Genomic DNA, 11,806 nt, shown 5'->3' with positions numbered 1-11,806 from the left:
GATGATGAAAGCAGTTTTAATAGATGACGAAATCTCCAACTTGGAAAACCTGCAGACTTTATTGGAAAAGCATTGTCCGCAGCTAAGGATTTGCGAAACCACACAAACTGTGGCTGATGCCGTAGCTGCCATACAAACGCATGAGCCTGAGGTCGTGTTTCTAGATATTCAAATGGGGGAGCAGACCGGATTTGATGTGCTCAAGCTTCTGCCAAAGCGTAATTTTGAAGTTATTTTTGTTACGGCTTATGATAAATATGGGATCCAAGCCGTGAAATTTGCCGCCCTAGATTATCTTTTAAAACCCATTGATATTGAAGAATTAGTGCTTGCCGTCAATAAAGCCGAACAGAAGATTGCCGCGAAGGTGCAAACTTCACAGCTTGATTTTCTAATGCAACAGCTTAGTAAGCCTGTTGCGAATAGCAGCAAAATTGCCTTGCCGATGCAAGGTGAAATAAGGTATGTGGCGCTATCGGAAATCGTCCGCTGTGAAGCCGACAATACCTACACCCACTTTTTCCTTTCCTCAGGTGAAAATATCCTGGTTTCTAAATCGCTAAAAGAATATGCTGACTTATTGAGCCCAAATGGTTTTTTAAGAACGCACCAAAGCCACTTGGTAAATCCTAAATACGTGAAAAGCTGGTTAAAAGAGGATGGGGGAGTATTACGCTTGGTGTCTGGTGAAAAAATACCCGTTTCGAAACCAAATAAGGAGACGGTAAAACTGGCGCTACAACAGGCTGGTGCTTAGGGGGGAGATTAGTATTGTCGGAATACCGCTATTTGAGTTTTTATTTAAATCAATCACGTAACTTTTAGTTAGTAATTGATTTATTAAAAAGAATCAACCATTCCGTAGGCTAACGCGCGTATACTTCGTTATCCAAAAGTCTGAACATATCCTCTTTCTCAAAGAAGATCTCTCCATCATCCGCTTTTGCAGTAATCACAATACCTGCATAAGGGTTTTGTTCGACTTCAATTACAGTGGCTGCTGTCCAATCCTTTCTTCCTGTAACTTGGGAAGAAATCAAAACTCTATCACCTGTTTTCATGCCTGTTTTATTTTTATTAAAGGTACTAAATTTGAAAAATATTCAAGGTGTAATATAGGAGGTTCAAATTGAAATTATTTTTTTAAGCAGCCTTCAACATATATATGGATAAGTATAATCAAGAAGAATTGTTGAGGGACTTATTTACCACCCTAGTCCAAACGGTTTCCTTCAAATCAATTTTTAATTATCTGTAGTTTGTTTAGTATTCCGATAAACGAAATCGTTATTACTTTTCAAATCTCAAAAGCTACAATTTTCTAATCCCTGTATTTAATTTTTAAAAATATTAATTAAGCAATTTGTTGTTATATTTTCGTGCCATTTAATTTCATTTGTTCTTCAATATTTCTTTGATTTCCAATTGAAAGTTTTTGATTTTGCTCAAAGCGATGCAGTCTGAATAGGAGGTTGTATAAATCCGTACTACTTATAATTTAAATTTTTAATAAAGCGAATAGTATGAATAGAACTTAATTCAAGTTAAAAGGTATATTTATGAATTATTTATTATATATTGAATTACGTTTTACCAATTTTTAGTGATACTACCTATTGAAAAACCCTAAATGGCAAAGAGATGAAATAATACTTGCTTTGGATCTGTACTTTGATCCAGATAGAGGCAGTATTGAGGCGAGAAATCCCAATATTATTAAACTTTCAGAAACGCTAAATAAACTTCCAGTTTTTCCTGAAAAAGTTGACTCAGAAAAGTTTAGAAACCCCAATGGTGTTGGTTTAAAACTATCCAACTTTTTAGCATTAGACCCAGGGTATCATGGAAAAGGGATGGTAGCTTATAGCAAACTTGATAAAGAAGTTTTTGAAGAATTCTATAATGATAGAGTGCGTTTAAAAAATATTGCGGATCAAATAAGAATAATAATTAGTGACGAAACACTTCGAAAGAATTTGTACCAAATTGAAGATGATGAGAATTTTGAAGTTGAGGGTGTTTCAGAAGGACAAGTTTTATACAAATTCCATAAATACAGGGAAAGGAATAATAAGATTATTTCTGCCAAAAAGAAAACGGTTTTAAAAGCAACTGGAAACTTATCATGCGAAGTTTGTCAGTTTGATTTTTATAAAACTTATGGTGAATTAGGTTTTGGTTTTATAGAATGTCATCACATAAGACCAATCTCTGATTATTTTGACAATATGGAAACTAAAATGTCTGACCTAGCATTAGTTTGTGCAAATTGTCATAGAATGCTTCATAGAAATCTTGGAAGTGTAACTATTGGTCAATTAAGAGATAGAATAAAACATATTTAATTACCAATTCCTGATTTCTACATGCTAGCGAAGAAACTTATAATATTACAAAAGGTTTTCAAAAAAGATGCTATTTCCCAATTGGGTTAAAACACTTTAGTTTTTTTACACGTTTAAAATCATTCAGATTCCTAGTGTGAAGAGTTAAATTGTTTACTACTGCTGTTGCGGCTATGATACTATCGCCTAGTTTCAAATTATGTTTTTGCCGGATTTCTATTGCTTTATCAAAAATTGGCTTTGAAGGAATAATTATACTGGAATATTTAAAGATTACTGAAAAATAATCTTTCTGGTTTTCTGTGAGTAAATGATAGCCTAATACTTCTACTCGTGAAATTTCTGAAATATTACAGTCTTTTCTCATCAATAACTTTCGAAGGTATTTGTATTCTTCCTCATGGGAATAGATAATGATATTACTATCAATAAGCATTATTTTTTAAATGGTAATTCTCTATCTTCTCTAATATTTCTTTCCCACTCCGCAGCATCTCCAAAAGGTAATTTAGAGTCAGACTTATAATTAAGAATTTTTTGTTTGATTGCTTTCTTGTCAATACCTGACTCCTTTTTTTCAAAATCAATATTGAGCTTTTTAGCTAAAGCCAATATTTTGGCTATTTTTTCCTCATTATCGGATTTTAAAATAACTTCCATGTCGACATTATTGAATTCACATAAAGATAAGTATTAATCACAAAAAATTGGAGAAGAAAAGATTAATTTAATCCAAAACCGGCCAAAATTTCAAATCCTCCACCAACAAAAAAAGCCACTTTTTCAAGTGGCTTTTTCTCTGTGAACCCGTTGGTACAGAACTCGAACTCCTTTCTGGAAGATTTAAGACGATTAAACCAACTTAAAGACAGTCCGTACCAATCTGATATATTCGTGGAAAAGATTAATAAAACTAAAGAATCCATATCTACCATTAAAGGGAGAAAATTTAAAAGGTAATATCCTCAGCTATATTATTTTGAATTTTTCATAGCTTTCAACTTTTTTAATTTCAAATAATTCCAGTAGTTTTTTTCTTATAGCATTGTCAGTTTTTTGATTTTTGTCCTGTTTACTTAGAACTAAGTCGATTGAAATTTGAAAATCTGAATTTTCGTCTTTAGATTTCACATAATCAGGAAAGCCAAGATTAATTATTGCAAAGCCTTCAATACCACTATAATTCAGTTTATATCTAAATTTTACTGCGCCAAATATTAATTTGGGAAAGTATTCGACCTTATTAAGTAATATGTGGTTCTGTAGCCCTTTTCCATTCAGTTTTAAATTGTCTATTTCATCTAAAAATATCTTTACATCGTTATGGCTTTCAACATTCTCATCTAAATAAACATCAATGTCAGTTATAGATTTGAATTCGAGATAAATATTGAAGTCACTTGCAAAGGAATAGAAAAATTTAATTCTTGAAGAATTATCAAAATGATTAAATTTAACGGTAATAATATCATCATTTGAACTGACTATTGATTTTTGAAAGAGCTTTTCTTTCACCACATTCATAATCAAATTATTGACTTCAAAAGTCTCTTTTGATGTTGAGTTTTGTTGCACTGAAATCTGAATGTCCTGTTCAGAAACTTTCTTCAGTGTTATCGCTCCGTTGTGATAGGTTTTATTATTTGTCCAATCACTAAGTAGGTTCTCTCGTTCTATCTGATATTCAAATATTGCAGTGTTTTCGTCTTCGAAATAGAAAGTTGGATTACCAATGATTTTATAATTTGGTTTGTATGTATGTTTGTCAACAATTAGAGTATGCAAGTCAATTGCAGTATCAAAAATATCTGTAAAATCAAAGTCTAAATTGCATTTGATTGAAGAAGTCCTATATTTTATACTTTCTTCTTTCGTTTTTTGCGTGTCGTATAAAACAGAATAATCCCTCGGACTTATAACACTTTTCATTAACAATGGAACAGAGTTATTCTTCTCGTTATGACCAAGAAACACTCCTTTTTCTCTCATAAGAAAGTTTATGTTTGCGTTTGTGACATTAGATTTAACAAGTAGCTGTCTTATATAATCTCCTTGAGGTAAAATATCTTTATTCATATCATTAATTTCTAAAATCAGACGGGAACTTCTTTATTTCTAAATTTTCACCGAGCTTATACATCGGAAATTTTACAAGCTTTTCTTTCACAATATTTTCATTTGTCAAATAATCATACGTCTTATAGCTCAAGATTATTTTATCAACTGCATTTAAATGGTCAAATGATTTTGCAAAATTTAAAAGTTGTACAAATTGTTCTTCTTCGAAGTCATCATTTATGAATATACTTAATGTAATTCTGTTGTTCTTTGCTGTCCTTAGTGCAATTATGTCGGAGTATAAATAGTTTAAAGGAAAGATTTTTCCATAAGAGTTTTCTTGAATGGAAGTGAAGTTTAGACCACTATTGTGGTAGACAAAATCAACATTATCGTTCCCAAATATTTCTTTTGTTCTAAAGATACTCTCATATAAGAAATTGACTCTGCTATTGTCCAATAGTATTATTTTATCAAAAACTAAGTCCGTATCAATTTGAATGTTATCAACCTTTGAGACTAAATCAAAATTCAAATCACTTGTATTTGACAACCAAACTAAAATGCCGAAAATTTCTGTTTTGTTAACACCTGTAAAATTCTGATTTATATTGTTTTTTAATTTAGAGTTGTAAAAACACTCTAAAGTCTGAGCTAAATCTTTTATGTGGGATTTGAACAGGGTTGACGGATATTTGGGGTATTCACCTCCTACATACTTAGATGAAATAATGCCGATGTCAAGACTATAGTCTTCTAATGGACTTTTATAGCTAATCAGCCCGTCTATTCCGTGAGACGATTTGTTTGATTCTGCATATTTGTCTTTATGTTTAAAGCCCTTAATACAGTCGATTGAAGGGTTTTCTATTAAAGAGTTGAAGTTCAAGATATTTTCAAAAATAAATTTGACTATATATTCGCCCTTTTCTCCAATGGATTTCGACCATTCTCCCATATTTAATTTGTTGGTTTTAAAAGTTACATACGGTTTGATAACGTTTTTACAGATTAAAAGAAATCAGTAAAAACGGCTGAAACAAAAAATATTGACAATATAGATAAAAATATCATAAAAATGATGTTGTCAAAGCGTAAACAAGGAATAAGATGCTCATTTAATCTTTAATTATCTTCCCCGACTTCGACCTGTATCATGTAAGAAACCCATTGTAAAGGATAATATTTGTGCATAGATAGTGATAGTGTACAATTTAAAAACCTTAGCTATGAGACATCCTTTGAATAACATTGTGGCTGAAATACAAAAGCAAGAGAGAAAGCTATCAGCCGAAACATCCAGTTTCATTGATGAGGCATATAAGATGACGGTTTACCTCCAAGAGTTATTATGCAGTGTCAAAGACGATGTGATAAAAGAGGGCTTTTCCAGTAAGGATGAGGAAATCCATTTTTTTAAACAGATAAAGCCGAACATCCTCGGAAAACTTATCTATTACAATAAGGTGTACCGGATTGAGACGGCTTGCCCAGTGGACAATGGCAATCTTAACCAAAATTACTATGCTTTACAGCTTCGGGGATTGAAACAGGAATACACCGAGCATGTCTGCAATTCCGATTTTTACCGCTATTACCGTTCCGGCAGAACAGACCGTGACGGGAATTATTTCACATTGGGAAACATTAATTATTATGACGGGCTGAACAGCTTTGTCTTTGAAATCGACCCCAAATTTTCCACCTACTTTGATTACAAGGTGGCGAAAATCATCGCCAACGAATTAATCTATAACTACCTAACGACAAAGCTAAGCCCCGAACAAAATCCAGATGTCCTGCTACAGCATGAGGAAACCAAAGATGTTTTTTGGACACAGTCGAAAAATGCCCTTATCGAATTGGTTTATGCACTCTACGCCTGCGATGCCATTTCGCACGGGAAAATAGGCATCCGCAAAATCAGCATGGTATTCCAAATCCTGTTCCGTATCTCGCTGAACGACATCCATAACAGCTTCCACCGGATGAAAACCCGTGCAGGCTCACGGACGTTGTTTTTAGACCAACTCAAATACAGCTTAGAGGAATATATGGACAGGGAAGACAACTTGTAATTTTGTCTTCTCTTTCCATCAAAAAGGACAGCATCAATCGGTGCTGTCTTTTTTTGCCCGTTTGCCTATATGTGTCTATCGGCAAATCCATTGATTTGGATGCCGACCGATTGACCAAAAGTGCGAAAAGCTCCTAAAAACAGCACTTTACATGAATTGTAAAAAAATGAAAAAAGTGCCTTTTTGATAGACACGTATCGGAAGACAGCCTGCGCCAATCGCTCCAATTTTGTGGTGTTAGAAATCATTAAAAGTATTTGCTATGAACATCGACAGAATGGAATTTATCGCATGGATGGAACGTATAATGGAGCGTTTCGATATTTTGAAAGAGTACGTCCTAAACATCAAGAAAGAACGGCACAGCATAGACGGCGAGGAACTACTGGACAACCAAGACCTGCTCCTCATGCTGAAAATCAGCCACCGTTCCCTGCAACGATACCGCTCCACGGGCAAGCTACCGTATTACACCATTAGCGGAAAACTGTACTACAAACTATCTGATGTACACCAGTTCATCAGGGAAAGTTTCAAAGCACCTATACGGCGTACAAAAGAAAACCGATGACAAACCCTACCACGAAAAGACAGGTACGGCTATGCCGTACCTGCTTCGCCTACTTTCGGGCAATATAATCTTTAAATAATCAATATCATGAGCGAACAGACAATTGAAAATCCACAGCAATATCCCGAACAGCTTTCGGATGTGCTGTTGGTGATGGACAAGGAAAAAAAGAAAATCCAAGCGGTCACGGGTGTTGACGAAAACGGCAATCTGAAAACCGTTGATGCCACCAAGAAGAACCAAAGCCAATTTATGCGGGTTGAGAGAGCCGGAGATTTATTTACAAATTTCTTCTCCAACTTTTGGCGACAGCTTAAAGACCCGACCCATTTTTCATTCTTCAAAGTACCTGCAAAGGAAGCGGTCGAAACCGCCAAAGAAATGCAGAAACAGGTCGATGCGCCCACCAAAGAGGGCGAGGCTGTCATGGCAAAGCATGAGGTCAAAGAGCCAAAGGAGCAACAACAGGAAACCAAAAAGGATGTGGAAGCACCACAGGCGACACCGGAAGCGCAGCAATCACAGGAAAAAAGCGAATACCGCTATAAGGCGGAAGATGTGGACTGGAATTATTTAGCGCAATTTGGGATAAACAAAGAGAGGCTTGACAAAGACGGGCAATTGGATTTGCTGTTAAAGGGCTATAAGACCAATAAGGTATATCCCACAAGCGTCAATTTCGGTGCGGTTATCATGCGCTCGGATGCAAGGCTCGGGTTTCAAGACGGTGAAGACGGAAAACCTGTACTTATGATGTACGGTGTACGGCATGAACCCAACCTCAAAGCCCCTTTCTTTGGTCACGAGTTTACCAAAGAGGACAGGGAAAACCTGCTCAAAACCGGAAACATGGGGCGTGTGGTGGAATTGACCAACCGCAAGACAGGCGAAAAGATACCGTCCATTATCAGTATCGACCACCTAACGAACGAGGTTATCGCATTCCGGCAGGATAGGATAAAAGTACCCGATGAGATTAAGGGCGTAAAACTGACCGAAGACCAAAAACGGGATTTGAAAGATGGGAAAGCCATTTATTTAGAGGGGTTGGATTTTAAGAACAGTACGAACAAAAATGCCCATGTGCAGTTCAACGCCGACAAAAAATATACGGAGTTTCTCTTTGGTGATAAAGCCCCCAAACAGACACAGGAAAACGACCCGAAATACTACCGTGGCAAAACGTTCTCCGATGAACAATACAAGCAACTCACCGAGGGCAAGACGATTTACGTTTCGGATTTCAAGGATGGAAAAGGAAACCCGTATAAAGGATATGTCACGCTTAACAAAGAGACGGGAAATTATGATTTCAGCTTTAAAAACCCCAATGCGTTGAAAAATAAGGCACAGCCTACCGAGGCGCACAAAACACAGGTTGCCGTAAACTCCAACGGGAAAACCAACGAGGCTACCAAGCACATCAACGAGCCTCTGAAACCGGAGCAACAAAAGCCGAAAAATCAAACACAACAGCAACGGCAGAATGAACACAACCGTCCGGCTAAATCCAAAGGGGTAAGGAGATAACACCATTAAAAAAACATTTCTCTTTGGAAATCCCCTCTCACAGAAAACGGAGGGGTTTCTCAAAGAGAAATCTAACATTCAACCATTCAAATGAGATAGTATTATGAAAGCAATCATTGCAGAAAAGCCAAGTGTGGCGAGGGAAATAGCTACCCTATTGGGAGCGACCGAAAAACGGGATGGCTACCTCACAGGGAACGGCTACGAAGTTACGTGGGCATTGGGGCATTTGGTAGGACTGGCGATGCCCGAAGATTACGGGGTATCGGGTTTCCAAAGGGAAGCCCTGCCCATATTGCCCGACCCTTTTATACTGACGGTACGGAAGATAAAAAAGGACAAAAGTTGTGTTCCCGATAGCGGAGCATTAAAACAGCTGAAGATTATCGAACAGGTCATCGGTAGATGCGATAGTATCATCGTGGCCACCGATGCCGGACGTGAGGGCGAACTCATCTTTAGATATATCTACGAATACCTAAAGTGCCGGAAGCCCTTTGAACGTCTATGGATAAGCTCACTCACGGAAAAGGCGATTAAACAGGGTTTTGACAACCTAAAAGCCGGAAGCGAATTTGACGGGCTGTACCGTGCCGGACAAGGACGGAGCAAAGCCGATTGGCTTGTGGGCATCAATGCCTCGCAGGCGTTGAGCATTTCGGCAGGGCGTGGCGTTTACTCGCTTGGTAGAGTACAAACGCCAACGCTTGCCCTTATCTGCAAGCGGTATTTGGAAAACAAAGACTTTGCCGTCAAGAAATACTTTCAAATCCAGTTGGAACACCGCAAAGAATTTACAGACTTTAAGAGCCTTTCCAAGACCAAATGGGATGACAGGAAACTCGCTGACGATACACTGAAATCCATTCTGCGTATCGGAACAGCGACCGTTACGGCAGTGGAAACCAAAACAGTTACGGAGCAACCGCCTTTGCTGTTCGACCTTACGGGATTGCAGAAAGAAGCGAACAAAAGGGCTTTCTATACTGCCGAGGAAACATTGAACATTGCCCAAAGCCTGTATGAAAAGAAGTTTATCACCTATCCCCGTACAGGAAGCAAATACATCCTCGAAGATATGTGGTCGGAAATTCCTGCACTGGTAAGGAATTTGGAAGCCCGTGCTTCCTGCAAAAAAGCAGTCGGAAAAGTGAAATGGGGTCGTTTCAACAAACGCATCGTGAATGATGTAAAGGTAACAGACCACCACGGTCTGCTGATTACCGAAAAAATCCCGTCAGAATTAACGGCACACGAAAATGTTATCTATGATATGATTGCGCACCGCCTACTGGAAGCTCTTTCGCCTGCCTGTACCAAAGAAATAACCGACATTGGATTGCAGGCTCTGCACTATGACTTCACATTGAAAGGGTGTAAAATCCTCGAAGCCGGATGGCGTGGCATCAAAGAAAAATTTACAGACGAGGACAGCGAGCCTGTGCAGGAACTGCCGGAATTAAAGGTCGGTGGTGAGCTGAAAATCAAAGAGGCATCCGTACTGGAAAAGAAAACCAAACCGCCTGTGCTTTACACCGAGGCAGGTCTGTTGTCCGCAATGGAAAATGCCGGAAAAGAGATTGACAACGAGGACGAGCGGAAAGCCCTAAAAGACATCGGCATCGGTACACCTGCCACAAGAGCTTCTATTATAGAAACGCTTTTTAAAAGGGATTACATTCGGCGTGAAAAGAAATCCCTAATCCCTACCCATAAGGGATTGCAGGTTTACGGGGCAGTAAAGGACAAAAAGATTGCCGATGTAGCCATGACCGCCGAATGGGAAATGGCATTGCAGAAAATCGAAAACAACGAGGCGGATGCAGGTGCTTTTCAGTGTGAAATGGAAACCTATGCCACTTCCATTACACGGGAACTTTTGGACACTGGCATTGCCAATGAAAAACAACCGGAACTGACCTGCCCCAAATGCAAGAGCCGTCAGCTATTGATTTGGAACAAAGTTGTAAAATGCCCCGATGAGGCTTGCAACTGGCTTCAATTCCGTACCGTGTGCGGAGTGCCGTTGAGCGTTGCCGACATAGAAAGCCTTGTGACCAAAGGAAAGACCAGCCTTATCAAAGGCATGAAAAGCAATTCGGGCAATAAATTCAATGCCTATATCGTCATGAACGATAAAGCCGAAACCTCCTTTGAGTTTGACAACAGGAAACCAAAAAGGAAATAAATGTTTTTTTTTGGACGGCATACAGCGTGAGGGATAGAAGCGACATCCTTTTGCGGTCCTCGCAGATCCGCAAAAGATACAGCGGATAGCCCGACCCGTCTGCATTTTTTCGTTAGCCTGGGCATGGGGGTTAAAATGCAGACGGTGGCACGCCCAAACCCTACTTTTCGTCCTGCTCGTCCATTCTCCGTATAAGTTCCTCCCGAAGCGCATCAAGGAATTTTGTACGGTTCATCTTCCGGTTTCTCAACTCCAAATAGGTCTGATAAAAATTGCCCAAGTCAATATCAAAGGCACTTTCAAAGTATTGGGCGACTTCCCTTATATCATTGTTCCCATTGTCAAACACGCCTTGATAGTGCAGGGCATAAATCAGTTCTATTAATGCCACTTTGCTACCTGTCCATTTCAGCCTCTTTTGATTTTTCGATTTATCTTTTTGGAATTTGTTATACAACTGGTCTTCGATATAGACCTGTATCAAATCATTGGCTATTATCTTGGCGACCTTGTAATCATGTGAAGTGGAAAAGGACTGGTCAGACTGGAAATAATAAGTGTCCAACCATAGCTTTATATCATGGTTGCCCCGTAAAAACATTTTCTCGTCAAGAAACGAGTTATTGCTACGGTAGTACTTATAAAAATCGAGGTTGTTATCAAAGAACCTTTTTAGTTTTTTCAGTTCTTTGTTGAGGTATTTCCTTATGGGTTTTGCACCATAGGGTTTCTTTGTCTCGATTTTGTAAATGGCATTGTAGTAAATGAGTTTCGCTACAATGGCAGGTTTCTGATACTTGAAAAAACGGATTTCTTCATCAGTATTCTTAAACCCTCTTTTCAGCACATACCCTTTCAGTTCGGACAGGCATTCAAGAATAAGGTGTATAACGGCTTCAATTCGTTGGGTGGAGCAATCGGCTTCAATTTCCAAATCGTTGATACCCGTTTCGAGTTTAGATAGTGTTTCATTGTAAAAATTATTCATACTTTATTGTTAATTGGGAGTTCCGTATTACTGATAATAAAATTGTAT

The 11,806-nt window shown here is 38.1% G+C and carries 12 protein-coding genes; 6 read left to right on the top strand and 6 right to left on the bottom strand.

The features are described from left to right. The first annotated feature begins 1 nt into the window (after position 1). Positions 2–757: a LytR/AlgR family response regulator transcription factor gene (locus tag GQF63_RS10665; protein WP_246163478.1), complete on the top strand. Its 756-nt coding sequence runs from the start codon at positions 2–4 to the stop codon at positions 755–757. A 109-nt stretch (positions 758–866) separates the two neighbouring features. On the opposite strand, the gene GQF63_RS10660 is transcribed toward GQF63_RS10665, so the two are convergent. After that, positions 867–1,061 (bottom strand): transcriptional regulator, encoded by a 195-nt coding sequence (locus GQF63_RS10660; protein WP_160369215.1) that lies wholly within the window; start codon positions 1,059–1,061, stop codon positions 867–869. A 555-nt stretch (positions 1,062–1,616) separates the two neighbouring features. On the opposite strand from GQF63_RS10660, the gene GQF63_RS10655 reads away from it, so the two are divergent. Continuing rightward, positions 1,617–2,345, top strand: a complete 729-nt coding sequence (locus GQF63_RS10655; RefSeq protein ID WP_160369214.1) for an HNH endonuclease — start codon at positions 1,617–1,619, stop codon at positions 2,343–2,345. Positions 2,346–2,415: 70 nt separating this feature from the next. Here GQF63_RS10655 and GQF63_RS10650 read toward each other — a convergent pair whose 3' ends face one another. The 4 genes from GQF63_RS10650 to gapS4a form a co-directional block, all read right to left on the bottom strand. Further along, positions 2,416–2,781 carry a type II toxin-antitoxin system VapC family toxin gene (locus GQF63_RS10650; RefSeq protein ID WP_160369213.1) on the bottom strand — a complete coding sequence of 122 codons (366 nt, stop codon included), beginning with the start codon at positions 2,779–2,781 and terminating at the stop codon, positions 2,416–2,418. Beyond that, on the bottom strand, positions 2,781–3,005 hold the full coding sequence (locus GQF63_RS10645) for a hypothetical protein (protein WP_160369212.1): 225 nt from the start codon (positions 3,003–3,005) through the stop codon (positions 2,781–2,783). Before GQF63_RS10645 ends, GQF63_RS10650 begins: the two co-directional genes overlap by 1 nt. Positions 3,006–3,314: 309 nt before the next feature. Continuing rightward, positions 3,315–4,421 carry a GapS4b family protein gene (gene gapS4b, locus GQF63_RS10640; protein ID WP_160369211.1) on the bottom strand — a complete coding sequence of 369 codons (1,107 nt, stop codon included), beginning with the start codon at positions 4,419–4,421 and terminating at the stop codon, positions 3,315–3,317. Between the two features lie 4 nt (positions 4,422–4,425). Beyond that, on the bottom strand, positions 4,426–5,361 hold the full coding sequence (gene gapS4a, locus GQF63_RS10635; protein WP_160369210.1) for a GapS4a family protein: 936 nt from the start codon (positions 5,359–5,361) through the stop codon (positions 4,426–4,428). A 271-nt stretch (positions 5,362–5,632) separates the two neighbouring features. Between gapS4a and GQF63_RS10630 the strand changes: the two genes are divergently transcribed. The 4 genes from GQF63_RS10630 (at position 5,633) to GQF63_RS10615 (ending at position 10,770) form a co-directional block, all read left to right on the top strand. Continuing rightward, positions 5,633–6,481: an RteC domain-containing protein gene (locus GQF63_RS10630; protein ID WP_160369209.1), complete on the top strand. Its 849-nt coding sequence runs from the start codon at positions 5,633–5,635 to the stop codon at positions 6,479–6,481. Between the two features lie 262 nt (positions 6,482–6,743). Further along, positions 6,744–7,052: a helix-turn-helix domain-containing protein gene (locus tag GQF63_RS10625; protein WP_013632691.1), complete on the top strand. Its 309-nt coding sequence runs from the start codon at positions 6,744–6,746 to the stop codon at positions 7,050–7,052. 87 nt (positions 7,053–7,139) lie between these two features. After that, the gene (locus GQF63_RS10620) at positions 7,140–8,582 is read left to right on the top strand and encodes a DUF3945 domain-containing protein (protein ID WP_160369208.1); all 1,443 of its coding nucleotides are present in this window, start codon (positions 7,140–7,142) and stop codon (positions 8,580–8,582) included. A 103-nt stretch (positions 8,583–8,685) separates the two neighbouring features. Continuing rightward, complete coding sequence (locus GQF63_RS10615) at positions 8,686–10,770, top strand: type IA DNA topoisomerase (RefSeq protein ID WP_160369207.1); 2,085 nt, start codon at positions 8,686–8,688, stop codon at positions 10,768–10,770. Positions 10,771–10,930: 160 nt separating this feature from the next. Here the strand turns inward: GQF63_RS10615 and GQF63_RS10610 are convergent, their stop codons facing one another. Then, positions 10,931–11,758, bottom strand: a complete 828-nt coding sequence (locus GQF63_RS10610) for an RteC domain-containing protein (RefSeq protein ID WP_160369206.1) — start codon at positions 11,756–11,758, stop codon at positions 10,931–10,933. Positions 11,759–11,806: the final 48 nt, after the last annotated feature.

It is taken from the genome of Sphingobacterium humi, assembly GCF_009768885.1.
GTDB lineage: Bacteria > Bacteroidota > Bacteroidia > Sphingobacteriales > Sphingobacteriaceae > Sphingobacterium > Sphingobacterium humi.
The sequence above is the reverse complement of the archived record's forward strand: the minus strand, read 5'-3'. Positions and strand labels throughout refer to the sequence as shown.